The organism is Halotalea alkalilenta DSM 17697 (assembly GCF_000621205.1).
Classification (GTDB): domain Bacteria; phylum Pseudomonadota; class Gammaproteobacteria; order Pseudomonadales; family Halomonadaceae; genus Halotalea; species Halotalea alkalilenta.
Map to the genome: position 1 here is coordinate 17213 of NZ_JHYY01000044.1, position 23931 is coordinate 41143.

Annotated in this window: 20 protein-coding genes; 12 read left to right on the top strand and 8 right to left on the bottom strand. The window is 64.2% G+C overall.

The features are described from left to right. Positions 1-33: 33 nt before the first annotated feature. The 6 genes from Q376_RS0108955 (at position 34) to Q376_RS0108980 (ending at position 6501) form a co-directional block, all read left to right on the top strand. A complete protein-coding gene (locus Q376_RS0108955) occupies positions 34-1269 on the top strand; it encodes a metal-dependent hydrolase family protein (protein ID WP_027350033.1) in 1236 nt (411 codons plus the stop codon). Between the two features lie 33 nt (positions 1270-1302). Further along, positions 1303-2550, top strand: coding sequence for a metal-dependent hydrolase family protein (locus Q376_RS0108960; RefSeq protein ID WP_043447048.1), 1248 nt, complete (start codon positions 1303-1305; stop codon positions 2548-2550). A 68-nt stretch (positions 2551-2618) separates the two neighbouring features. After that, positions 2619-3401, top strand: a complete 783-nt coding sequence (locus Q376_RS0108965) for an ABC transporter permease (RefSeq protein WP_211266632.1) — start codon at positions 2619-2621, stop codon at positions 3399-3401. Beyond that, positions 3402-4478, top strand: a complete 1077-nt coding sequence (locus tag Q376_RS0108970) for an ABC transporter ATP-binding protein (protein ID WP_027350036.1) — start codon at positions 3402-3404, stop codon at positions 4476-4478. Further along, on the top strand, positions 4408-5553 hold the full coding sequence (locus Q376_RS0108975; RefSeq protein WP_081803466.1) for an ABC transporter substrate-binding protein: 1146 nt from the start codon (positions 4408-4410) through the stop codon (positions 5551-5553). The genes Q376_RS0108970 and Q376_RS0108975 overlap by 71 nt, the downstream gene beginning before the upstream one ends. Before the next feature lie 81 nt (positions 5554-5634). Next, positions 5635-6501, top strand: coding sequence for an ABC transporter permease (locus Q376_RS0108980; protein ID WP_052365095.1), 867 nt, complete (start codon positions 5635-5637; stop codon positions 6499-6501). A gap of 1 nt (position 6502) precedes the next feature. On the opposite strand, the gene Q376_RS0108985 is transcribed toward Q376_RS0108980, so the two are convergent. Both Q376_RS0108985 and Q376_RS0108990 read right to left on the bottom strand, forming a co-directional pair. After that, positions 6503-7537 (bottom strand): CobW family GTP-binding protein, encoded by a 1035-nt coding sequence (locus Q376_RS0108985; protein WP_027350039.1) that lies wholly within the window; start codon positions 7535-7537, stop codon positions 6503-6505. A gap of 97 nt (positions 7538-7634) precedes the next feature. Then, a complete protein-coding gene (locus Q376_RS0108990) occupies positions 7635-8939 on the bottom strand; it encodes an aspartate aminotransferase family protein (protein ID WP_027350040.1) in 1305 nt (434 codons plus the stop codon). Between the two features lie 105 nt (positions 8940-9044). On the opposite strand from Q376_RS0108990, the gene Q376_RS0108995 reads away from it, so the two are divergent. Continuing rightward, on the top strand, positions 9045-9902 hold the full coding sequence (locus Q376_RS0108995; RefSeq protein ID WP_043447023.1) for a LysR family transcriptional regulator: 858 nt from the start codon (positions 9045-9047) through the stop codon (positions 9900-9902). A 63-nt stretch (positions 9903-9965) separates the two neighbouring features. Here Q376_RS0108995 and Q376_RS21980 read toward each other — a convergent pair whose 3' ends face one another. The 6 genes from Q376_RS21980 to pxpA form a co-directional block, all read right to left on the bottom strand. Continuing rightward, positions 9966-11267 carry a purine-cytosine permease family protein gene (locus tag Q376_RS21980; protein WP_052365096.1) on the bottom strand — a complete coding sequence of 434 codons (1302 nt, stop codon included), beginning with the start codon at positions 11265-11267 and terminating at the stop codon, positions 9966-9968. A gap of 70 nt (positions 11268-11337) precedes the next feature. After that, positions 11338-12315, bottom strand: a complete 978-nt coding sequence (locus Q376_RS0109005; RefSeq protein ID WP_027350042.1) for a 5-oxoprolinase subunit C family protein — start codon at positions 12313-12315, stop codon at positions 11338-11340. Beyond that, positions 12312-13184, bottom strand: a complete 873-nt coding sequence (locus Q376_RS0109010; RefSeq protein WP_027350043.1) for a 5-oxoprolinase subunit B family protein — start codon at positions 13182-13184, stop codon at positions 12312-12314. Before Q376_RS0109010 ends, Q376_RS0109005 begins: the two co-directional genes overlap by 4 nt. Continuing rightward, positions 13181-14548 carry an acetyl-CoA carboxylase biotin carboxylase subunit gene (locus Q376_RS0109015; protein ID WP_027350044.1) on the bottom strand — a complete coding sequence of 456 codons (1368 nt, stop codon included), beginning with the start codon at positions 14546-14548 and terminating at the stop codon, positions 13181-13183. The genes Q376_RS0109010 and Q376_RS0109015 overlap by 4 nt, the downstream gene beginning before the upstream one ends. Next, positions 14548-14799, bottom strand: coding sequence for an acetyl-CoA carboxylase (locus tag Q376_RS0109020; RefSeq protein ID WP_027350045.1), 252 nt, complete (start codon positions 14797-14799; stop codon positions 14548-14550). The genes Q376_RS0109015 and Q376_RS0109020 overlap by 1 nt, the downstream gene beginning before the upstream one ends. A 67-nt stretch (positions 14800-14866) precedes the next feature. Further along, a complete protein-coding gene (gene pxpA / locus Q376_RS0109025; RefSeq protein WP_052365097.1) occupies positions 14867-15625 on the bottom strand; it encodes a 5-oxoprolinase subunit PxpA in 759 nt (252 codons plus the stop codon). Between the two features lie 105 nt (positions 15626-15730). On the opposite strand from pxpA, the gene Q376_RS21985 reads away from it, so the two are divergent. The 5 genes from Q376_RS21985 to Q376_RS21995 form a co-directional block, all read left to right on the top strand. Further along, a complete protein-coding gene (locus tag Q376_RS21985) occupies positions 15731-16654 on the top strand; it encodes a LysR family transcriptional regulator (protein WP_043447029.1) in 924 nt (307 codons plus the stop codon). A 226-nt stretch (positions 16655-16880) separates the two neighbouring features. Then, positions 16881-17756 (top strand): glutathione-dependent disulfide-bond oxidoreductase, encoded by an 876-nt coding sequence (gene yghU / locus Q376_RS0109035; protein ID WP_027350047.1) that lies wholly within the window; start codon positions 16881-16883, stop codon positions 17754-17756. Between the two features lie 913 nt (positions 17757-18669). Beyond that, a complete protein-coding gene (locus tag Q376_RS0109040) occupies positions 18670-20157 on the top strand; it encodes a DASS family sodium-coupled anion symporter (RefSeq protein WP_052365098.1) in 1488 nt (495 codons plus the stop codon). Between the two features lie 131 nt (positions 20158-20288). Beyond that, positions 20289-23117 carry a 2-oxoglutarate dehydrogenase E1 component gene (locus Q376_RS21990; protein ID WP_043447033.1) on the top strand — a complete coding sequence of 943 codons (2829 nt, stop codon included), beginning with the start codon at positions 20289-20291 and terminating at the stop codon, positions 23115-23117. A 112-nt stretch (positions 23118-23229) separates the two neighbouring features. Then, on the top strand, positions 23230-23931 hold a 702-nt coding region (locus tag Q376_RS21995), incomplete at its 3' end, for a biotin/lipoyl-containing protein (RefSeq protein ID WP_211266633.1).

Sequence of the window (23931 nt, forward strand, 5' to 3'; positions counted from 1 at the left end):
AGCGCTCTCGGCACACCAGGACATGGAGATAGCATGGGCCAGCTTCTATTCAGGAATTTCGGCTTGCTCGATCCCGAGGGTGACGAAGTCGTCGACGGATACGAACTCCTGGTCGAGGGTTGCACGATCAGGGAGGTGTCGGAGCGCCCGATCAAAGCGGACACGGCCGAGGTGATCGATTGCCGTGGAGGAACGCTGATGCCCGGTCTGATCGACTGCCATGTGCACGTCGTGCTCAGCGAGGTGGTGATCGGCAAGCTCGAGAGCATCCCGCTGACGCTGATGACCGCGCATGCGATGCAGTCGCTACGCGGCATGCTCGATCGTGGCTTCACCTCCGTTCGTGACACCGGCGGGGCGGACTGGGGAATTCGCACTGCGGTCGAGGAGGGGCTGATCGATGGCCCCCGTATCTTCGTCGCCGGACGCGCGATCGGCCCCACGGGCGGGCACAGCGATAGCCGGCGTCGCACCGACCCTGGGACGCGTTGCCCGTGCTGTGACGCGCTGGCCTTCGCCATGGGGCGGGCGGACGGTGTATCGGAGGTGCGCAAGGTGGTGCGCGAAGAGATGCGACAGGGCTGCGACCACGTGAAGATCATGATGTCGGGAGGGGTGGCATCGCCCTACGATCCTCTCGATTCGCTGCAGTTCTCCGAGGGCGAGGTGCGCGCGGCGGTGGAGGAGGCCACGGCCTTCGGTCGATACGTCTGCGCCCACGCGTATTCGGCCGAGGCGATAGCTCGCGCGGCCCGAGCGGGGGTGCGCACGATCGAGCACGGCAATCTGATCGACGAGGCCTCGGCCGCCCTGATGGCCGAGAAGGAGATGTTCCTCGTCGCCAATCTCGTCGCCTATGTGGCGATGAAAGAGCGCGCGGCCGAGTACGGTATGAATGGCGAGATGCTGGAGAAGAACGATCTCGTCATCGAGGGCGGCCTGCGCTCGCTGGAGATCTGCAAGCGCGCCGGCGTGCCTGTCGCCTATGGGTCCGATCTGCTCGGCCAGCTCCAGGTGGACCAGTCCCGGGAGTTCCGTATCCGCGCGGAAGTCCTCTCGCCCATCGATATCGTGCGCTCTGCGACCAGCATCGCCGCCAGGGTCCTGCGTCAGGAGGGCAAGCTTGGATGCATCGCGCCAGGCGCTTTCGCCGATTTGATCGTCGTAGACGGGGATCCGCTGCGTAACCTCGGGCTCCTCGAAGGGCAAGGGCGGTACATGCCGCTGATAATGAAAAACGGGCGGCTGTACAAGAATAGGCTGCACTGATTGCATATCCGACTGACGGACGGCCCTATCACCATGACCGCGCAAGCATTGCTGTTCAGGAATCTGCGACTGCTCGATCCTGCCTTCGACGAGCCTCGGGGTGGCTACGAGGTCCTCGTCGAGGGCGAAAGGATCCGCGAAGTGTCCGATCGCCCGATCGAGACCTCGTCGGCCCACGTCGTCGACTGTGGCGGTCGGGTGCTGATGCCCGGTCTGATCGACTGCCACGTCCATTCGATGCACAGCGAAGTCTACATGCGGCGGATGGAGGACGTTCCGCTGACCTTGGCGGCCGCCCGGGGAGCGCGGCGGCTACGTGAGATGCTCGATCGCGGATTCACCACCGTGCGGGATACCGGCGGCACGGACTGGGGGATGAAAGCGGCGGTGGACAAAGGGCTAATCCCAGGCCCGCGCCTTTTCATTGCCGGCCGTTCGATCGGCCCGACGGGCGGCCACAGTGACGGACGCTCACGTACCAACCCTGGCTATGCTTGCCCGTGCTGCAACGGAATGGCCTATCTGCGCCTCGTGGCCGACGGCGAGGACGCCGTCCGCAAGGCGGTGCGCGAGCAGATGCGCCAGGGCTGTGACCAGGTGAAGATCATGGTGTCGGGCGGCGTCGCGTCGCCCTATGACCCGCTGGATTCGCTGCAGTTTTCCACCGACGAGATACTGGCGGCGGTCGAGGAGGCGGAAGCCTTCGGGCGCTATGTCTGTGCCCATGCCTATTCGGCCGAGGCGATCACCCGCGCGGTCTCCAACGGGGTGCGCACCATCGAGCATGGCAACCTGATAGACGAGGCGGCAGCGGCTCTCATGGCTGAGCGCGGGGCCTATCTGGTGGCCAATCTGGTGGCCTATGTGGCGATGAAGGAGCGCGCTGCCGAGTACGGCATGCCGGCCGAGATGCTGGAAAAAAACGAGTTGGTGCTGGAGGGTGGTTACCGCTCGCTCGAGCTGTGCGGCGCGGCTGGGGTCAAGGTCGCTTATGGATCCGATCTGCTCGGCGCGCTGGCCATGGACCAGAGTCGTGAGTTCAGCATCCGTGCCGAGGTGCAGGCACCGATCGAGGTGATCCGCTCCGCTACCACCATTGCGGCCGAGGTCGTGCGTCGACCCGGGCGGCTCGGCACGATCGCGGCGGAAGCCTGGGCGGATCTCATCGTGGTGGACGGCGACCCGACACGCGACGTCTCTCTCCTGGAAGGGCAGGGGCGACACATGTCGGTGATCATGAAGGGTGGACGTTTCCACAAGAACGCCTTGGAGGTTGCGTGAGCACGGTGCGTCGAGCACCCCGGGAGGCGCTGCGGACGCGAACCAGGCGCCGACGCCTGGGATCCATCGTGCTGAATGGGGTAGCGCTGATCGCGTTTCTCTACATATTGACGCCGCTGGTCTTCGTCACCTGGCTGTCTTTCTACTTGCAATCGATCCCATCCTACCCACCCCAGGGCTATTCGCTTCGCTGGTACTCGCAGGCGGCGACCAACCAGCAGTTCATCGACGCTTTCGTGCTGTCCGCCCAGCTTGGGGTGATCGCCACCGCGATTGGTCTGCTGCTTGCGCTTCCCGCTGCGCTCGGCCTGGTACGCGTGCGCTTTCGCGGTCGCGCGCTCGTCAGCAACATCCTCCTGATGCCACTCATCGTCCCCGGTATCGTGCTCGGTTTTGCCCTCTACGTCTTCCAGGTAGAGATCGAGATTCGCAGCGGCTTGCCGGTGATCGGGTCGTTCTGGGGGCTCGTCTGGGGGCATGTGCTGCTGACCATTCCATGGATCGTGCGCCTCATCGTCGCCAGCCTCGAAGGCATGGATCGCGCGCAGGAGGAAGCCGCGATGAACCTGGGCGCGAACCGCTTCACTACCTTCCGGCGAATCACGGTGCCAGCCATCCTGCCGGGGGTAGTCGCGGGTGCGCTGTTCGGATTCGTCTCCTCCTTCGGCAATCTGGAGATGAGCCTGTTCCTCGTCGGTCCGGGGCGTACGACGCTGCCGATCTCGATCCTGCAATATCTGCAATGGCGGATCGATCCGACCATCGCTGCGGTCTCGGTAATCCAGATCGTCATCGTCGTGGCCGCGATGTTGTTCACCGACCGTTTCGTCAAAATTTCCAGGGTGGTCTAAATGGCTCGTCTACAGCTCGACACCCTCTCCAAGCGCTATGGAGACTTCTATGCCGCTCAGGATGTCTCGCTCGACATCGCGGACGGCGAGTTCCTGACGCTGCTCGGTCCATCGGGCTGCGGTAAGACCACGACCCTTCGCATGGTCGCCGGCTTCGTGGAGCCGACCTCCGGGATGATCCATATCGGCGAGCGCGAAGTCACGGAGCTGCCGCCGTGGCGGCGCAATACCGGGCTCGTGTTCCAGAACTACGCGCTCTTCCCGCATATGAGCGTGGCCCAGAACGTCGGCTTCGGGTTGGAGATGCGTGGCGTCGCCAAGGCGCAGCGTGAACCTAAGATCCTGGAAGCGCTGAGGCTGGTGCGGCTGGAGCATCTGGCCGATCGGCTGCCGCGCCAGCTTTCGGGCGGGCAGCAGCAGCGCGTGGCGCTGGCACGCGCGCTGGCCTTCCAGCCGGACGTGCTGCTGCTCGACGAGCCGCTGTCGAACCTCGACGCCAAGCTGCGTCAGGAGGTCCGCCTTGAGATCAGAAATCTCCAGCAGCGCCTGGGTATTACCACCGTCATGGTCACGCACGACCAGGAAGAGGCGTTGACCATGGCGGACCGCCTGGTGGTGATGGCCGAAGGCCGGATCCAGCAGGTCGGCACCCAGCGCGACCTCTACGAGCGTCCAGCCACGCCTTTCGTCGCCGGTTTCGTTGGTCGCTCCACCTTTCTGCGAGGGCGCATGAAGGCGGACGTGCTCGTGCTCGAGAGCGGATTGAGCGTTCGCTGTGGCCGGCGCCTCGTAGGCGATGCGGTACTCGCTCTGCGGCCCGAGCGCGTCACACTGACGGCCGAACCCCCAGCGGGTTTCGATAACGTTTTCATCGGCGAGGTCGAGATCGTCTCCTATATGGGAGGCCTTACCGACGTTCACGTGCGCATTTCGCCTTCTGATCGCATCATCGCCCAGATCGCCAACGGCGAAGGCGTCCGTCTGCCTGAGGTCGGAAATCGCGTCCATGTCGCTTGGTCATCCAACGCCGCGATCTTCGCTGTGCCGCGTGAGAAGCAACCGGAAGCAGTGCACTGACAATCAATCCAATAACGCACGGAGAGCTCACATGAATAGATTGCTGATCGACCGCCGTCGCTTGCTCACCGGTGCCGCAGCGGGCGTCGCTGCCCTCGCCATGCCTTCGATCACCCGCGCCCAGGCGGCTGGCACCGTCGTCGTCGGCACCTGGGGAGGCGACTATGCCCAGCTTCTCAACCAGAATGTCGAGCAGCCCTTTTTGATATCCCAGGGGTGGCGTGTCATCCAGGACCAGGCGGGCGATCCCGAGCGTCGGGCCAAGATGATCGCCGAGCGCCGGCTGCCGCGTGGGTCGACGGATATCCAAGGGCTCAATGGTCCCAACATGTACCAAGTCTATGAACTTGGATTGACCCAGGAGATCGACTACAGCCGGATTCCGAATGCACAGAACCTGCAGCCGGGCTTTCGATTCGATTACTGCGTTCCGCACATCTATTCGGCGATGGTGGTGAACTACAATCCGGACGCCGTGGATGCACCCGATAGCTATGCAAAAGCTTTCGATCCTTCACATGGCAATCGGCTCGGTTTCATCGACATCCAGTATCAATACACCATTTCGGCAGCCGCGCTGGCGGCTGGCGGTGCCATTACCGATATCGAGCCGGGCAAGGAGCTGCTGCTCGAGGCGCGCAGGGCCGGCGCGCGAATCTATCCGACCAATGAGGCTTTCGCACAGGGCCTCTCCGCTGGCGAGATCGACGTCGGCATCATGTGGAAAGCCAGGACCGTCCAGTGGCAGGAGTCCGGTATCAAGGTGGCCTCGGTGGTTCCGAGCGAGGGCGCCATCCCTTATGTTTCCGGCTTTTCCATTCCTCAGAATGCTCAGCATCTGGATGGCGCCTATGCCTATCTCAACGCCATGCTCGATCCGGCTGCCCAAAGGGCGTTTGCCGAAGACATGGGGTACAACCCGGTGGTCACCAACGCCGATGTCCCGGCTGAGCTGAGTGCGCGGATCGGCTTCACCGAGCAGGAAGTCTCCCTGTTCAAGAACATCGACTATGGTTTCCTGCTCGACCATGACAATGAAATGAAGACTTGGTGGGACCGCGTGTTCAAAGCTTGAGCGCATGCATGCTTCCGCCCAGAAGCCTCTCGATGATGAATCAGCCAGAAACGGATCGATCAGATCGATAGGAGACGTCTCGTGGATACATCCTCGCAGCTCCGCTCAGGCACGGTCATCAGCGCCTCCAGCCTGATCGGCCCGGCGACCATCCTCGTGGCGCTCGGGGTGATCGTGCCGCTGCTGTTTCTCTTGCGCTACTCGTTCAACGAATATGACCCGCGCCTTCTGATGGTGGAGGCCTTTACCCCGGCCAACTATGTCGACTTCTTCACCGACCCCTATTTCCTTGGCGCTTTCTTTACCACCGTGCGCATCTCGGTCGTCTGTACGCTGGCCTGCATCCTGCTGGGGTTTCCGCTGGCCTATGTGTTGGCGCGCACCCAGTCGCGTTTCAAGAACCTGATGATCATCGCCGTCGTCATTCCTCTATTCGTCGGCAACGCCGTGCGCGCGGCGGGATGGATGACACTGCTCGGAAGCCAGGGTTTCCTCAGCGTTACCTTGATGGATCTTGGTATCACCTCGACGATGACCGAGATCATGTTCAGTGAGACGGCGGTAGTCATCGGCATCATCGCCGTCAACCTGCCCTACATGGTCTTGACCTTGCAGAGCGTGCTGGAAAGCGTGAATAGAAATCTCGAGGAGGCGGCCTTCTCCCTCGGCGCGCCGCCGCTGACGATGTTTCGTCGCGTGCTCTGGCCGCTCTCCATGCCGGGAATTGCCGCGGGGACCATCCTGACCTTCATCCTGGCGATGAATGCCTATGCAACCCCCGTGCTGCTCGGCGGGCCTGAGTTCCGTATGCTGGCACCGTTGGTTTACGGTCAATTCCAGATGAATAACTGGCCGCTCGCGGCCGCCATCGCCTTCGTTCTGATGGCAACCACGCTGCTGCTCACGGTAGTGGCGAGCCTGGTCACGAGGCAAGGTTTCCGCAACTGATTCAGAGCGCGCGCTCATCGATGACGCAGCTCGATAGGACCTCCTCGAGCACGTCTGGATCGAACGAACCCTTGACGCCGATGGCGACGGCCGCACTTCTCTTTGGCGCATCGCTGAGTTCGTAGGTGAGTTCCGATCGCTTGCCGACCAGCTGCAGGATCAGACGCCCGTCGGGCCTGCCCGGCGTATGGAAGATGCCCTTGACGCGCAAAAGCCCGGGGGGCAGGCGCTTGATCGCCAGGCGCAGCTTGTCTTCGTCGATTCTCTGCGTGGTCTGCCAATGCCAGGATTCGAACCGATCGGTATGCCCGTGATCGTGTTCATGGTCATGTCGGTGTTCATTGCGTTGATCATCGTCTGCATGGCTGCAGACTCGATGACGCTCGTTCAGCGTGGATGCCCGAATGGAATCCGAGAGGTGATCCGCCTTAGCGAACAGGATATCTCGCGGCAGGTCACCGCCGCTGGCCCGGATCATACGCATCCTCGGCAGCGCATAACGCAGAGTGTCCTCGGTCGCCCGCAGCTGCTCCGGCGTGGCGAGGTCTGACTTGGTGACGATGACCAGATCGGCGCCGGTCGCCTGCTCCAGGGCTAGCTCAGTCGATTCGAAATCGAGCTGGTCGAAAGCCGCGCCATCGACCAAGCAGAAGACGCCATCCAGGATGATCCGCTGCTCGAGCGCCTCGACCTCCAGCGCCTCCAAGAGCGGGAGCGGGCGCGAAATGCCGCTCGCCTCGATGATGATGTGCTCAGGCGTCGGCTGGCTATCGAGAAGACGCCTCATCGCATCGACGAGATCGGTGCTGAGCGAGCAGCAAACGCAGCCATTGGAGAGCGAAACGGTATCGGAGCTGCTTTCGACGACAAGCTCGGAATCTATGTCGACCGCGCCGAAGTCATTGATCAGAACCCCGAAGCGTACCCCCTGTGGATCCGACAGCAACCGCCTGAGCAGCGTGGTCTTGCCTGCGCCCAGAAATCCGACCAGCAGCGTGACGGGGATACGAGTCCGGAGCTTTTGGTGAGTCGGCATGCGTTCGGTCCGCCTGGAACATTCAGCTTTCGAGTATATGGCAAGGCATGGGGAAAGGCCGTAACAACGCCACTCACATGTTCATCCTGGCATGGCGTCATACTCGCGCTTGGGTAACGGCTCGGTCCAACAGCGCCAATCCCAGATCGATCTCCTCATCGCTCACGGTCAGCGGTGGCGCGATTCGGAATACGCTTCCCATGCCCGGCAGCCGGGCGATGTTCATGCTCAGTCCAAGGTCCATGCATTCACGATTGATCGCAACGCCCAGATCGATGGCGGGTTCCTTCGTCCGGCGACTCTTGACCACCTCCACGCCGAGGAGCAGGCCCTGTCCTCGCACGTCTCCGATGCAATCATGTTTGGCCATGAGCGCCTGCAGGCCGGACTTCAAGCGCTGCCCGGCCTGCCGGGCACGCATGACCAGGCCATCGCGCTCGACCACCTCCAGCACCTTGAGTCCCACCGCCGCGGGCAACGGGTCCGATACGTGGGTGGTGTAGAACAGGTAGCCGCGCTCGTGGGCGCGCTCCTCGATCGATGGGGTGGTCAGTACCGCTGCCAGGGGCAGGCCGGCGCCGAGCGTCTTGGACAGGGTGAGGATGTCTGGAGTGACACCTTCGCGCTGGCAGGCGAACAGCCAGCCGGTGCGGCCGATGCCGGTCTGGGCCTCGTCGAGGATCAGCAGCATGCCTCGCTCTTCGCACTTGGCTTTGAGTGCCGCCATGTAGCCATCGGGCAGCTCGATGATGCCGCCGGAGCTGAGGATCGGCTCGGCGATGAACGCCGCCAGGCTTCCGCTCGATTGGCGGTCGATCAGCTCGAAGCCATAGTCGAGCTCGGCTCGCCAGCCGTAGTGATCACCACTGCCGAATCGCGGTCGATAGCCATTGGGTGCCGGGATGGCGAAGGAGCCCACCGCGGGCGGGCCAATGCCGCGCCGGCCGGCGCTGTAGGTGGCCGAGGCGGCGGCTCCCGTCATCCCGTGCCAGGACTGGGCGAAGCCGACCACCTCGTAGCCACCGGTCACCAGTTTGGCCATACGGATGGCTGCTTCATTCGACTCGGCACCGGTGCTCAGCAGCAGCGCTCGGCTCAGCTCTCCGGGCGCCAGATCGGCCAAGCCCTTGGCCAGATCCACCACCGGGCGTGAAAGCATGCCGCTGAACAGGTGATCCAGGCGGCTGGCATGGTCGCGGATCACTGCGGCGATATCGGCATGGCAGTGGCCCAGCACTGCGCTCATCTGCCCGGAGGTGAAGTCCAGGATCGGCCGGTCGTCAGCGTCATAGACGAAACTGCCGGCGGCCCGTTCGATGATCAGTGGCTCGAAATCACCGCCGTAGCGGATCAGGTGACTGCGTGCATTTTCCCAGAAGATCGGTTCTTGATTCCTCGACATATCTCTTCCTCGCCGGCGCTGTGACGTTGTGCTTGCACGATAGAGGAGCCTGGGGTTTCATCAAAACGAATAGTTCTTATGCAAGCATAAAGGAATGCTTATATCTTGCGGCCATCTTTGGATATCGACCTGCTGCGCTCGTTCGTCGTGATCACCGAAACCAAGGCCCTCAGCCGTGCAGCCGACCGCGTGGGCCGCACCCAAGCGGCGCTGAGTCAGCAGATGAAGCGGTTGGAGGAGGCGGTCGGGCAGCCGCTGCTGCAGCGCACTGGGCGTGGCGTACTGCTGACCGCGCACGGCGACCAGCTGCTGGTGCATGCCCAGCGCATCCTCCGCTGTCATGACGAGGCCTTGGCCGAGCTCTCGGGCCAGGGGTTTGCCGGTACCCTGCGCTTCGGCTGCCCGGACGATTATGCCGCGGTGTTCCTGCCCGTCCTGCTGCGTGGATTCGCCCACCGCCATCCCCACGCTTCGGTAGAGGTGAACTGTGCGCCGACCTCTCTCCTGCGTGAGCAGCTCGCCAGACACGCCATCGATCTGGCGCTGGTTTCCGTGCCGGATGGAGAGCGTTCGGCATCGGTGATTCGTCGCGAGCAGCTCGTTTGGGTAGGGTGTCCCGGCTGCCCGGTGATGGAATCCGAGTCGCTCCCCTTGGCGCTTTCTCACGCGGACAATCTGGATCATGCCTGGGCTCGCCAGGCGCTGATCGACTGTGGGCGTGCTCACCATGTCGCCTACGCCAGCAGCAGTCTGGCGGGTTTGATCGCGCTGGCGCGCTCAGGCCAGGCGATCGCGGTGATGACACGGACCGCGGTACCGGGAGACCTGCAGATACTGGCTACCGGGGCGGACCTGCCTGCCTTGCCCAGCTTCGGGATCACCGTGGAGTTTGCCCGGGAGACCCATTCGCCGCTGGTAGACGCCTTCGCAAGACATATCCAGGCCCACCTGCCAGGGATATGAGTCGGGGATCCGGCTGGTCCGAGTTGGCCCGCTCCGGTATTGCACCGAAGCGGGAAGTCTCGCTCAGATCGCAACGCGGTGCGGGAAGAACAGCGTGGCGGCGGTATGGAGCAGTAGCGCACTGACGAAGGTCAGCGGCGCGGAGAGCACGGCGAGGGGGCCTGCGTACATCAGCGCGATACCGATCGCCGTCGCGCCCAGCCAGGCGATCAGTCCGCTTCGCTCCAGGCGCGGGGTGACCGAGGGCGCGGGCATACCGCGGCTCGGTGAAATCAACCAGGCGATGGCGACGCCTACCCAGGCGACCACGAACACCCCTTGGTAGGCCAAGGCCTGGAGCAGATAGGCGAACACATCCGAGAGCATCAGCAGGTAGGCGAGGATGCCGACCAGCAGGATGCTCACCGGCTTGCTCCAGCGCCGCTGCGCGCCGCCGATCAGGTGGTCGAGGTTGCTCGCGGCCAGATAGAAGTTGGCGGTATTGATTCGGCTCTGGGTCACCCACACCAGCAGCAGCCCCCAGCCACCCATCAACTCGAGCAGGCCGGTGACCAGCGAGGCTTCGGAGATGCCCTCGTTCGGCAGGGTGGCATCGAGCAGGATGCCGATGATCGCGCTGAACAGGAACGTCATCAGGTAGAACGGCAGGCCGAAGGTCACCTTGGCGTGGAAGTCGGCGTCCTCTTCGCGACCGAAGCGGGCGTAGTCGAAGGTGAACATCATCAATACCCAGACGCCCATGTAGAACGCGAAGGTGTTGAGCCAGCCCCAGTTTGAGGCGCCGCCCGCGGGCTCCCGGGTGAGCCAGCCCTGGGGATAGCCATAAACGATGAAGGCGACCGCCACCGCGGCGACCATGCCGACTACATAGATCGGCAGCAGCACGCCGTTGAACTTGTCCAGCCAGCGCTGGACTCCGCCGCCGATCAATACGATCCCAAGCAGCGTCACCAGCACTGCGGAGACCGGCATCGGCAGGGCGCCGTCGCTCCACGCGGTCAGCGCCAGCGCCATGACGTGGCCTTCGAACACCGCATAGTAGAGCGCGGTGGCGAAGAAGATCAGGGTCGCGAGCGGTGCGCCCAGGGCGCCGAACAGGCGCTGCGAGAAGCGCGCCACGTCGAGCCCGGAGGCGATCGCATAGCGGCACAGCACGCGATTGACCAGGGTATAGCAGAGCACGCTGAGCACCACGCCGATCAGGGCGTTGACGGTGCCATAGGCGCGGGCCATGGCGGCGGCGACGACGATGTAGAAGATCGCGCTGCATACCGCCCACCAGGCCATCATCAGCTTGGTCCGGGGGAGGCGGGGATGATCGGGGGCGTTGGTTGGATCTGCGGGGGCAGAGATTTTGCCGGCCATGGATGACTCCTTGCGAGGTTTTTGTGGTTGGACACGCAGGAACGAGCCGGCCCGAGCGGCCGGCGTGGGACTAGTCAGGCGCGAAGTGGCGCTCGAGCGCGGCGATACGCTTTCGATATGCGCCTCGCGCTTCCAGCGCGGTGGGCAGGTCGACCGCCTCGAAGCGCACCTTGCGGTGTGGCTGGAGCTGGCCGATCAGATCCATGTCGGCGCTGATCACCGTGGCGATGGTGGCGTAGCCTCCGCCTGAGACCGCATCGCGATGGAGGATGATCGGCTCGGCGCCGCCGGGAATCTGGATCGATCCGATCGGGTAGCAGGCGTCGACGATGTTCGATGGATCGCTGCCAGCGCCGAAAGGCGGCTCGCGGGGTACGAACTCGAGCGGCTGGTCGCCCTTGAAGCGATAGCCGATCCGGTCGGCCTCGGAGGCGACCCGCCAGGTCTCGGCGTAGAAGCGCTCGCGCCCGGCGGGGCTGAGTCGATGCTCGTAGAGCCCGGGGACCACGCGCAGCACGTGCTCGGCGTCGAAGCGCGGCCGCCACTGCTCGGGCAGCTGGCGCAGCGGGATGCGGGAGGAGCAAGGCAGCAGCGCCAGGCGGTCGCCGGCGCGCAGCGCGCGTCCGTCCAGGCCGCCGAGGCCTCCCAGCGCATAGGTGCTGCGGCTACCGAGCCGCTCGGGTACATCGATACCGCCGCCGAAAGCGAGGTAGAGCCGGGCCCCGGCGCGAACGAAGTCGAAGCTCAGTACGCTGCCCTTGGGCGCGATGAAGGCCTCGTTGAGCGGCAGCCGCTCGCCGTCGAGCTTGGGCACCATCTCGGCCCCGCAGGCGGCGACCCGGCAGGCTTCGGTGAACCGAAGCTCAGGTCCCATCAGCGCGCACTCCAAGGCGGCGGCGCCGGAGGGGTTGCCGACCAGCAGGTTGGCGGCGCGCAGCGACAGCTGGTCCATCGCGCCCGAGGGCGGAATACCGAGATGGTAGTGGCCGACCCGGCCAAGGTCCTGGATCGAGGTGTGCAGCCCCGGCTTGAGTACTTCGATGCTCATGCGAAAACCTCCTTGACCCTGGCTGCGTAACCGATCGGATCGCGCTCATAGCCGTCGAGATCGAAGACGTAGGGCATGACGCGGGGAACGAACTCGCCGCGCGCGGCCTGGGCGTCGAGCACCTCGTAGCGCGCGTCGTCGATCGGGGTGAACTTGACCACGTCGCCGGGGCGGAAGTAGATCATCGAGGCATCGATGTGCGGCTGGGCGCCGGCGGGGTCGTAGATCGGCATCGGGGTGATGCCGAACATCTGGTAGCCACCCGCGCCGCGCACTGAATAGATGCAGCTGAAGCAGCCGCCGTAGCCGACCGTCTGTCGCGGCGTGTCGGTGCGGGGCCGAAGATACTTCGGCACCTGGATTTGCCGCTCGCGCGGGGCCATCTGGTACATGAACGGCAGGCCGGCGACGAAGCCGACCATCGAGACGAACCACGGCGTCGCGCTGTGCGCCTCGATGAAAGCGGCGGTGTCGTCGTAGCCATTGATCCTCGCCGCGTACTCGAGATCGGTCGCGTCGGGCTGCTGGTGGCGGTCGCGAAAGCGCATCAAGGTCTCGCGGGTCCAGGGGTCGTCATAGAACACCGGCACCTCGATCACCCGGGTATGGAGCGTGCGCTGGCGGTTGCCGGCGAGCTCGGTGTCGAAGCGTTCGAGCAGCGCCTTGAGCCGGTTCCCATCGAGCCGGTCGGGATCATAACGGACCTGGTAGGAGGCATTGGCCGGGCAGATCTCGATCACCCCGTCGACGGCTTCCCGGCGCAGGCGGTCGGTGATCGAGATGCTGCGAAAGAAGGCTTCGAGCTTCATCTCCTCGCTGAGCTCGACGAAGAGGAATTCGTCGCCAGCGAAACTGTAGCGTGCGCTCATGCGAGGGTCTCCTGATCAGTGGTGCCGGCGAGCCAGGCCTCGAGATACTGCGTATCGAATCGCGCTTCGCGGACCCGCGGGTCGTCGAGCAGGCGACGATGGAGCCCGGCGGTGGTGGCGAAGCCCTCGAGCTCGAACTCGTCGAGAGCCCGCCGAGCGCGGGCCAGGGCGGCATCGCGATGCTCGGCGTGGACGATCAGCTTGGCCGCCAGCGAGTCATAGAAGGGCGGAATCCGGTAGCCGGGATAGAGCGCGCTGTCGATCCTGATACCCGGGCCAGCGGGCCAGGTGAGACGCTCCACCCGACCTGGGGAGGGGAAGAATCCGCGGTCGGGGTCCTCGGCGTTGATCCGCATCTCGATCGCCCAGCCGCGGCGCTGGACCTCGGCTTGAGTGAAGCCGAGCGGCCGGCCGGCGCAGATCTCGATCATCTCGCGGACCAGGTCGATGCCGGTGATCAGCTCGGTCACCGGATGCTCGACCTGGATGCGGGTGTTCATCTCGATGAAGAAGAAATCGCCGGTGGCTTCATCGAACAGGTACTCGAGCGTCCCCGCGCCGCGATAGCCGATCCGCTCGGCGAGCCTCACCGCGCTCGCGCAGAGCGCTTGGCGTCGCTCCTCGTCGAGGACGGCGCAGGGCGCCTCCTCGAGGATCTTCTGGCGTCGTCTTTGCAATGAGCACTCGCGCTCGAACAGGTGCACCGCGCGTTCGCCGTCGGCGAGAATCTGCACTTCGATGTGACGAGCGCGATCGATCGCTTTTTCGAGATAGACACGCTCATCCTTGAACGCCGTGCGGGCCTCGGCCCGGGCGAGGGGCAGCTGGCGGACCAGCTCTTCGGCGTTCTCGACCTTGCGAATGCCACGGCCGCCGCCGCCCGCGCTCGCCTTGATCAACAGCGGGTAGCCGATCTCCCCGGCGATGCGCACGGCCTGGTCCAGATCGTCATCGAGTGGCTGCGAGCCGGGGACGACAGGCACCCCGGCAAGGCTCGCCTCGTGCCGAGCGCAGGCCTTGTCGCCCATGCGTGCGATCGTCTTTGCGTCCGGTCCGATGAAACACAGTCCCGCCTTGGCTACCGCGGCCGCCAGCTCGGCGCTCTCGGCGAGAAATCCGTAGCCCGGGTGGACGGCGTCGGCTTGGGTCAGGGCGGCGGCGGCGATGATCGCCTCGACGTTGAGATAGCTGAGCGCCGCCTGCGCCGGCCCGATGCAGACCGCCTGGTCAGCGAGCTTTACCGCGAGTCCGTCGGCGTCCGCCTCGCTGTGGGCGACGATGCTATGGATGCCGAGCTCGCGCGCGGCGCGAACGATGCGTACGGCGATCTCCCCGCGGTTGCAGATCAGCAGACGCTCGATCATCACGCATCCCCGCCTTCCAGCACCGCGATGACCTGGCCTGCCTCCACCACTGCGCCATCCTCGACCTCGAACTGCACCAGCCTGCCGTGGTCGCCTGCGGTGATCTCGGCGAACTGCTTCATCACCTCGAGCAGGCCGATCACGCTCTGCGGGCCCAATGATTCGCCCGGTTCGGCGAACGGCGCCGCTTCTGGCGAGGGGCGGCGATAGAACACGCCGGGGAAGGGGGCTTGCACGGGTATGCGGGACATAGCTCTTCGACTCCTGGTCGTTGGTATTGGAATGGGGTCAAGCGGGATCAGCGATGCAAGGCGTCGATCAGACCGCCGCCAGGCGAATACCGGCAGCGGTGAGCCGTCGATGGACCGCGCGGGCGATCTCGAGCGCGCCGGGCGTGTCGCTATGCAGGCAGATGGACTCGAACTCGACCTCGACCCGCTCGCCATCGACGCTGGCGACTACGCCTTCGCTGCAGGCGGTGAGCACTTTGTCGGCCACGGCTTCGGGATCGAGCCGCGGTACCCTGCGGACGAATACGATCGAGCCGTCGCGGGAGTAATCTCGATCGGCGTAGAACTCCCGCACCACCTTGACGCCGCCTGTGCGCGCCGCGCGGGTCAGCGCTGAATCCGGCAGGCAGTAGAGCGGGAGCCCCGGCGCCGCCTGCAGCAGCGCCTCGACCAGCAGCTCGGCGAACGGCTGGTCGCGGGCCGCATGCATGAACAGCGCCCCATGCAGCTTGAGATGGTGCAGGGCCAGTCCGCGCCGCGCGGCCAGGGCGGCTACTGCGCCGAGTTGGTAGAGCACGTCGTTGACCAGCTCGGCGGCGCTGGCGTCGATGTGGCGTCGGCCGAAGCCGACCAGATCGCCGAAGCCTGGATGGACGCCGACGGCGACGCCGTGGCGCTGGGCCAGCACCAGGCTTGCATCGATGACGCTGGGGTCGCCTGCGTGGAAGCCGGCGGCCAGGTTGGCGGAAGTGATCAGCGCCATCAGCTCGGCGTCCACATCGTCTCCAAGGTGCCAGTGGCCGAAGCGTTCGCCGATGTCGGCGTTGAGGTCGATTTGGGCTCCCATGGGGCTCTCCATCCGGTCGATGGGGAAGTTATGCGCCGCCATGGAGGTGTTTTGTATAATTAGCTTTTGTTTCGTGTTTTCGGAAAATCCGAAAAAGGTGGCCGGATGCAGAATGAGTTGACCCTGCGCAAGCTTCGCTACTTCGTCGGCCTCGCCGAAAGCGGCAAGGGCAGCCAGGCGGCGGTGGACCTCAACGTCTCCCAGTCCTCGATCACCACCGCCGTGCGCGAGCTCGAACAGCAGCTCGGGGTCCGGCTGTTTCGCCGTAGCGCCCAGGGGATGCAGCTGACCCTGCACGGTGAGCGGTTCCTGCGCCAGGCCCAGCGGGTGCTGCAGGCAGCCGCCGAAGCGCTCGACCTCGGGCCGGAAATGCCGAGCACGGTCACCGGACGCCTCGAACTCGCGATGAGCTACACCGTCGCGGGCTATTTCTTTCCGCCGCTGCTGGCGCGTTTTCGCCGCCGCTATCCCGAGATCGAAGTGCGTCTTCACGAGGCCCCGAGGCTCACCATCCAGGCCGGACTGGTCGACGGGGTCTTCGGCCTCGCCATCGTGCTGACCTCGAATCTCGGCCGCCAGGCCAGTCTAGACCACCACTCACTGCTGCGATCGCGCCGGCGGCTCTGGGTCGGCGCCCACCATCCGTTGCTTGAGCGTGACCAGGTCAGCCTGGCGGAGGTGGCCGGTCATCCCTACGTGATGCTCAACGTCGATGAGGCCGAGAAGACGGCGATGCGCTACTGGGTGCAGGCCGGGCTCAAGCCGAGGACGATCTTCAGCACCTCGTCGGTGGAAGCCGTGCGCAGCATGGTCGCCAGCGGCGCCGGCGTCGCGGTGCTCTCCGACATGGTCTACCGGCCCTGGTCTCTGGAGGGGCAGCGGGTCGAGCAGATCGATCTGATCGATCCTGTTCCGGACATGGAGGTCGGCGTGGCGTGGGCCAGGGAGAGGGAGCTCTCCGGGCCCGCCAAGGCGATGCGCGATCTCCTGGTCGGGGCGATGCACCGCGGTACCGATTGGCGTGTCTGAGGCCGATCTGCAGAAAGCGCGCTCGAAGAATGGCTCGCCGCTCGTTCGCTCGTCCATCGGGCGATGCATAAAACGATGCAAAGAGCGGTAAGCCTTTCGCTATGTTCGAGCAGCCTGGAATTCGTACCGTTTAAATGCGAGCCTCGACCCGGAGCCTTGGATGAGCCGGCGCTGATTGCCGCCATCCCCCTTGGGCACGATCCCTTGAGTGCGAGGAGAGCCAACGATGACCGATTCATTCGACTACGTGCCGCCGAAGGTGTGGACCTGGAACAAGGCGAGCGGTGGTCGCTTTGCCAACATCAACCGACCGATCTCTGGTGCGACCCACGACAAGGAGCTTCCCGTCGGGCGCCATCCCCTGCAGCTCTATTCGCTGGCCACGCCGAATGGCGTCAAGGTCACAGTGATGCTCGAGGAGCTGTTGTCCCTCGGTCATGGCGGCGCGGAGTACGATGCCTGGCTGATAAACATCGGTGAAGGAGACCAGTTCGGCAGTGGCTTCGTCGCGGTGAATCCGAACTCCAAGATCCCCGCATTGATGGATCGCAGCGGCGCGCAGCCGATCAGGGTCTTCGAATCCGGGGCGATCTTGCTGTATCTGGCAGAGAAGTTCGGGGCATTCCTGCCGACCGAGGCCGGCGCACGCGCCGAATGCCTGTCGTGGCTTTTCTGGCAGATGGGCAGCGCGCCCTATCTGGGCGGAGGCTTCGGCCATTTCTATGCCTATGCGCCGGTCAAGATCGAATATGCGATCGACCGCTTCGCGATGGAAGTGAAGCGTCAGCTCGATGTGCTCGACAAGCGGCTCGCCGACAACGAGTACGTAGCCGGCAGTGAGTACACGATTGCCGATATCGCCATCTGGCCGTGGTACGGCGGCCTGGTCAACGGCTGGCTGTACGAGGCGGCCGAGTTTCTCTCCACCCAGGATTACGAGCACGTTCAGCGCTGGGCCCGAGCCGTCGGTGAACGTCCGGCCGTCCAGCGTGGACGTATGGTCAACCGGGTCTTTGGCGAGCCCTCGAGCCAGCTGCATGAGCGCCATGCCGCCTCCGACTTCGAAACCAGCACGCAGGACAAGCTGACCGGCGACTCCTAGCGGCGGCGTACCGGGCTGAGGCGATGGCCGGATATTGGCATTGCCTCAGCGCTTGCCCGGCGACCGGGAAGCAGTGATCTCGACCGGTCCGCTCACCATCCGCTCACCATCCGCTCACCGACTCGCTCCAACTGGACCCTGAACACGATCCGCATTCCCGCCGCCGGCGCGGGGATGTCGTTCGTCCATCGGCTCGTTTCATTACGCCTGGGTAGATGGGTATCAGCGCGATTGCATCCACATAGGGAGAACACGGGGGAATTATGTCCGTTGTTCATCGATATGATCGAGAAAAGCAGGAGGCAGTGTATGTGGCAGTGGTGATGTTTTCTTGTGGATGGTCGAGGTAAATTAAAAATTGAGCCAGATCAAAGAAAGTCGGTATTCGATCCTATAGTGTCTCGAAGGCTTTGGCGTCAGGTATTCCGATGTACCTGCCAAAAAACCGAGATGGCAAGCCATCGATTCCCCATATTGTCTATCTGAGAATCCATTGATACTCCCCATGAGGCTGCCGGTGAGGCATGATTCCTTCGCGCGAATTAGCGGGATTAATCCCGCGGTTAGGACCTCTGCGTCACCGATCACATCGAGACCATGGCGACCAAGGGCTGCGCTGAAGCACGGCATTCGAATGCGCGCGACGTGCTTGTCCAGTCACGGAGATCTTCTTTGATTTTACGTAGTAAAAAAACCAAAAAAATGCTGACATTCTCTGCATTAACGGGATGTTAAATGTTTTTTGTGGTTTTTTTACCTAAAGAATCATAAGCGGTAGCTGAATGAAAACATAATCCGTACGATGTGTGCGGTTTTGTCACATTGCCGCCATCTTGAGCATCGACTCTTATTATCCAATAAGACACGTCCATTCGCTGAGCGAAATGAGAAATCGCCAATAAGGGATCCCGCCGTGAATACCGACACTGCAAGACAATCAGACAGTTTCCTGCGAAAAGTGCCATGGGGGCTATGCCTGGCCATCATCGCCGCGCTGGTGATCATCTTGCTTCCCGAGCAAGAGGGGCTGCCGGTCGCAGGTCAGCGAATGCTCGCCATCCTGGTCTTCGCGGTGATCGTGTGGATCAGCGAGTCGCTCTCCTATGAGGTGAGTGCGTTGACGATCATTGCGATGATCGCTTTTTTGATCGGCCTGGCGCCGTCGATCGATGACCCGAGCGTGATCATCGGCACCAGCAGGGCCTTGGGCATGGGCCTCACCGGCTTTGCCAGTCCCGCCTTGCTGCTGGTAGCCGTCGCTTTGTTCATTGCCGTTGCGATGACCCATACCGGCCTCGACCGGCGCATCGCGCTGATCACCCTCTCGCGCTTCGGTGCCCGCCCAAAGCGTGTGCTGCTGGCGGCGCTGGCGGTCACCATCGTGTTGAGCCTCCTGGTCCCGAGCGCCACCGCCCGCGTGGCTTGCGTGGTGCCGATCATGCTGGGTGCGGTCGCCGCCTTCGGCGTCGATAAGCGCTCGAAGCTTGCCGGGGGGCTGATGATCCTGGTCGCCCAGGCGACCAGCGTCTGGAACGTTGGGATCATGACCGCTGCGGCGCAGAACCTGCTCACCATCGGCTTCATGCAGAACATCATCGGTGAGTCGGTGACCTGGACCGACTGGCTGGTGGCGGGGGCTCCCTGGAGCGTCCTGATGACGGTGGTGGTCTACTTCGTGATTCTTCGGGTCATGCCCCCCGAGGCCGAAACCATCGAAGGCGGTACCGACACGGTCAAGCGCCAGCTGGCCGAGCTGGGCCCGCTGTCGCGCTCGGAGAAGTTCCTGCTCAGCGTCATGCTGTGCCTTCTGGTGGTCTGGTCGACCGGCGGCAAGCTCCATCCGTTCGACACCTCGTCTACCACCCTGGTCGGGCTGGCCATTCTGATGATGCCGGGCATCGGGGTGATGAGCTGGCGCGACGTGCAGCTCAAGATCCCCTGGGGCACGGTGCTGGTCTTCGGCGCGGGGATCAGCCTCGGCACCGCGATGCTGACCACCCAGGCGGGCGCTTGGCTGGCACAGCTGCTGGTCTCAAGCCTCGGCATGGAACAGATGTCTCCGTTCATGGTGTTCACCGCGCTTTCCGCCTTCCTGGTCATCATCCACCTTGGCTTCGCCAGCGCCACCGCCCTGGCTTCGGCGATGCTGCCGATCATGATCGCGGTACTCAGCCACATCGGTGGCGACATCAATGTACTGGGCATGAGCATGCTGCTCGGCTTCGTCCTCAGCTTCGGTTTCATCCTGCCGATCAATGCGCCGCAGAACATGGTCTGCATCGGCACCGAGACCTTCACCAGCCGGCAGTTCATTCATACGGGCATCTACCTGACGCTGATCGGCTACGCGCTGATGCTGCTGCTCGCGCTGACCTACTGGCACTGGTTGGGGTGGATCTGAGCGATTCCACTCGATAGATCGTTGCGGGTCCGGTTGGCATGCGCGTCGCTCTGCGTCCTTGGAGCATCGCCGCGGCTTGAACCAAAACGGCCGGATCCGATCGTCATTTACATCGTCACGGGTGACTCAAGATGGAAGAAGGCAAACTCAAATACCTGTCCGGTACCTCCTATCTCAATGGGGAGAATACGCACTACATCGAAGCACTCTACGAGCGCTACCTCGTCGATCCCGATTCGATTCCCGGCGAGTGGCGCGGCTACTTCGATACCCTCCCGCGCTATGATGGCAGCCCCAGTCATGACGTTCCGCTCGCCCCGGTGCGCGGGCAGTTCGAGCAGCTCGGGCGCCTCGGCCCGCGTCCCATCGGCGCCCAGGGAGAAGACGACGCCAAGCGTCAGGTACGCGTACTCCAGCTGATCAACGCCTACCGCTTCCGCGGCCACCAGCGCGCCGACATCGACCCGCTCGGCCTGCGCAAGCCGGAGCCGGTGCCCGATCTCGATCTCTCCTTCCACCAGCTGTCCAAAGCGGACATGGACACCGAGTTCCAGACCGGCTCGCTGTTCATCGGCAAGGACAAGGCCAAGCTCGCGGAGATTGTCGAGGCGCTCGAACGGACCTACTGCCGCTCGATCGGTTGTGAGTTCATGCACATCGTCAACACCGAGGAGAAACGCTGGCTGCAGCAGCGCTTCGAGTCGGTGCGCGGCAAGCCGGACTACTCCGCCGAGGTGCGCCAGCACATTCTCGAGCGGCTCTCGGCCGCCGAGGGGCTGGAAAGCTATCTGGCGAGCAAGTACCCGGGCACCAAGCGCTTCGGCCTCGAGGGCGGCGAGTCGTTCATCCCCATGCTCGACGAGGTGATCCAGCGCGCTGGTGGCTACGGCGTCGAAGAGGTGGCGATCGGCATGGCCCACCGCGGCCGCCTCAACCTGCTGGTCAACGTGCTCGGCAAGAGCCCGGCCGAGCTGATCGACGAGTTCGACGGCAAGCAGGTGCTCGCCCGTGGCTCGGGCGACGTGAAGTATCACAAGGGCTTCAGTTCCAACGTGATGACCCCGGGGGGCGAGATCCACCTCGCGCTCGCCTTCAACCCCTCGCACCTCGAGATCGCCTCGCCGGTGGTGGAGGGGTCGGTGCGCGCCCGCCAGGATCGCCGGGGCGACGCCAGCGGCGACCAGGTGCTGCCGATACTGGTGCACGGCGATGCCGCCTTCGCCGGCCAGGGCGTGGTGATGGAAACCTTCCAGATGTCGCAGACGCGTGCCTACCGGACCGGCGGCACCGTGCACATCGTGATCAACAACCAGGTCGGCTTCACCACCTCGCGCCCCGACGACGCACGCTCCTCCGAGTACTGCACCGATATCGCCAAGATGGTCCAGGCGCCGATCTTCCACGTCAACGGCGACGATCCCGAAGCGGCGCTCTATGTCTCCCAGGTCGCGCTCGACTATCGCCAGCGGTTCCACAAGGACGTGGTCGTGGACTTGGTCTGCTATCGCCGGCACGGGCATAACGAAGCCGACGAGCCGTTCGGCACCCAGCCGCTGATGTATGCCGAGATCAAGCAGCACAAGACCACCCGCGAGCTCTATGCCGAGCAGCTGATCGCGGCCGGAGTGATCTCCGAAGCCGACGCGCAGCGGCTGACCGACGACTATCGAGGCCACCTGGACAGCGGCAGCCATGTGGTCAACTCACTGGTCCAGCAGCCGAATCCATCGCTGTTCGTCGACTGGAAGCCCTATCTGGGCCACGAGTGGTCGGGCGATTACGACACCTCGTTCGATGCCAAGCGGCTGGCCGAGCTCGCCACCAAGATGTGCACGGTGCCGGAGCCGATCGTGATGCAGCGCCAGGTGGCCAAGGTCTATGAAGACCGGCGCCAGATGATCACTGGGCAGGTGCCGATCAACTGGGGCTTCGCCGAGACGCTGGCCTACGCCACGCTGATCGACCAGGGCCATCCGGTCAGGATCACCGGGCAGGATTGCGGGCGCGGCACCTTCTCCCACCGCCACGCGGTGATCCATAGCCAGACCGACGCCAGCACCTGGGTGCCGCTGCAGCACCTCGAGCAAGGGCAGCCGACATTCACCATCCATGACTCCTTTCTCGCCGAGGAGGGGATCATGGCATTCGAATATGGCTACGCCACCACCACGCCCAATGCGCTGGTGGCATGGGAGGCGCAGTTCGGCGACTTCGCCAACGGCGCCCAGGTGGTGATCGACCAGTTCGTCTCCTCCGGCGAGAGCAAATGGGGCCGGCTGTGTGGGTTGGTCCTGCTGATGCCGCATGGCTACGAAGGCCAGGGACCGGAGCACTCCTCGGCGCGACTCGAGCGCTTTTTGCAATTGTGCGCCGAGGAGAACATGCAGGTAGTGGCGCCAACCACGCCGGCGCAGATGTTCCACCTGCTGCGCCGCCAGGTGGTGCGCCCGCTGCGCAAGCCGCTGGTGGTGATGCAGCCGAAGAGCCTGCTGCGCCACAAGGACGCGACCTCGACGATGTCGGAGCTGGCCGAGGGGCGTTTCCAAATGGTCATTCCCGACCAGGGCGAGCGTTCACCCTCCGCGGTCAAGCAGGTGATTCTCTGCGCTGGAAAGGTCTATTACGACCTTGCCGCCTATCGGCAGGAGCAAAAGCGCGACGATGTGGCGATCATCCGTGTCGAGCAGCTCTATCCCTTCCCCGAGCAGAGCCTGGCCGCGGCCTTGGCGCCCTTCGATCAACTCGCGTCGGTGTGCTGGTGCCAGGAAGAGCCGCGCAACCAAGGGGCTTGGTACGCGATAAAGAGCACCCTGCGGCAGGTCCTCGAAGGGCATCGCTCCGGGCTCGGCGCGCGACTCGCTTACGCCGGACGTGACGCAGCGGCGGCACCGGCGGCGGGCTACATGGCGGTTCACGTCGAGCAGCAGAAGGCTCTGGTCGCTGCGGCTTTCGAGGGCTGAGGCCGGGAAGCCCAGTCCACGACGTCCACCGGGCGCCCCGCCCCGGTGGACGCGGTGGGCAGTCAGATTCATCGCCGAGATCGGCGGCAAGAAACCGTGCAAGGAAAACCACATGGCAATCCAGATAAAAGCCCCCAGCTTCCCCGAGTCGGTCGCCGAGGGCACCGTCTCCACCTGGCACAAGAAGCCGGGAGAGCCGGTCAAGCGTGACGAGCTGCTGGTCGATATCGAAACCGACAAGGTAGTGCTCGAGGTCGTCGCTCCCGCCGACGGCACGCTCAGCGAGATCAAGGTCGAGGAGGGCGCCCAGGTCGCCTCGGAAGAGGTGCTGGCACTGTTCTCAGAAGGCGGGGCGGCAGCGGCTCCCGCCCAGGCCGCCGGCGACGAGCCGGCCGCGGCCGAGGAAGACGAGGCCCAGCAGGTCGGCAGCAAGTGGCTCTCGCCGGCCGCGCGCAAGCTGGCCGCCGAGCACGATCTCGACATCGAGAAGCTCCACGGCAGCGGCAAGAGCGGCGTGGTACTGAAGCAGGACGTGCTCGCCGCGGTGGAATCCGGCTCGGCGAAGAAGGGGGCGGCGCCTGTGGCGGCCAAGCCCGCGGCGGCGCCCGCCGCGCCGGTGTTCGAGGGCGCACGTCCGGAGCAGCGCGTGCCGATGAGCCGGCTGCGCCAGACCATCGCCAAGCGCCTGGTCCAGGCGCAGCAGACCGCGGCGATGCTGACCACCTACAACGAGGTGGACATGAGCGCGGTGATGGCGCTGCGCGCGCAGTACCGCGACGTCTTCCAGAAGGTCCACGACACCAAGCTCGGTTTC

What these genes read in the sequence shown, in the direction of transcription:
- Q376_RS21980 (WP_052365096.1), bottom strand. Translation starts at nt 11,267, where the DNA reads ATGGCCGGCAAAATCTCTGCCCCCGCAGATCCAACCAACGCCCCCGAT.
- Q376_RS0109010 (WP_027350043.1), bottom strand. Translation starts at nt 13,184, where the DNA reads ATGAGCGCACGCTACAGTTTCGCTGGCGACGAATTCCTCTTCGTCGAG.
- Q376_RS0108975 (WP_081803466.1), top strand. Translation starts at nt 4,408, where the DNA reads ATGTCGCTTGGTCATCCAACGCCGCGATCTTCGCTGTGCCGCGTGAGA.
- Q376_RS0109020 (WP_027350045.1), bottom strand. Translation starts at nt 14,799, where the DNA reads ATGTCCCGCATACCCGTGCAAGCCCCCTTCCCCGGCGTGTTCTATCGC.
- pxpA (WP_052365097.1), bottom strand. Translation starts at nt 15,625, where the DNA reads ATGGGAGCCCAAATCGACCTCAACGCCGACATCGGCGAACGCTTCGGC.
- Q376_RS0108970 (WP_027350036.1), top strand. Translation starts at nt 3,402, where the DNA reads ATGGCTCGTCTACAGCTCGACACCCTCTCCAAGCGCTATGGAGACTTC.
- Q376_RS0109005 (WP_027350042.1), bottom strand. Translation starts at nt 12,315, where the DNA reads ATGAGCATCGAAGTACTCAAGCCGGGGCTGCACACCTCGATCCAGGAC.
- yghU (WP_027350047.1), top strand. Translation starts at nt 16,881, where the DNA reads ATGACCGATTCATTCGACTACGTGCCGCCGAAGGTGTGGACCTGGAAC.
- Q376_RS0108985 (WP_027350039.1), bottom strand. Translation starts at nt 7,537, where the DNA reads ATGCCGACTCACCAAAAGCTCCGGACTCGTATCCCCGTCACGCTGCTG.
- Q376_RS21985 (WP_043447029.1), top strand. Translation starts at nt 15,731, where the DNA reads ATGCAGAATGAGTTGACCCTGCGCAAGCTTCGCTACTTCGTCGGCCTC.
- Q376_RS0108960 (WP_043447048.1), top strand. Translation starts at nt 1,303, where the DNA reads ATGACCGCGCAAGCATTGCTGTTCAGGAATCTGCGACTGCTCGATCCT.
- Q376_RS21990 (WP_043447033.1), top strand. Translation starts at nt 20,289, where the DNA reads ATGGAAGAAGGCAAACTCAAATACCTGTCCGGTACCTCCTATCTCAAT.
- Q376_RS0108990 (WP_027350040.1), bottom strand. Translation starts at nt 8,939, where the DNA reads ATGTCGAGGAATCAAGAACCGATCTTCTGGGAAAATGCACGCAGTCAC.
- Q376_RS0109015 (WP_027350044.1), bottom strand. Translation starts at nt 14,548, where the DNA reads ATGATCGAGCGTCTGCTGATCTGCAACCGCGGGGAGATCGCCGTACGC.
- Q376_RS0108955 (WP_027350033.1), top strand. Translation starts at nt 34, where the DNA reads ATGGGCCAGCTTCTATTCAGGAATTTCGGCTTGCTCGATCCCGAGGGT.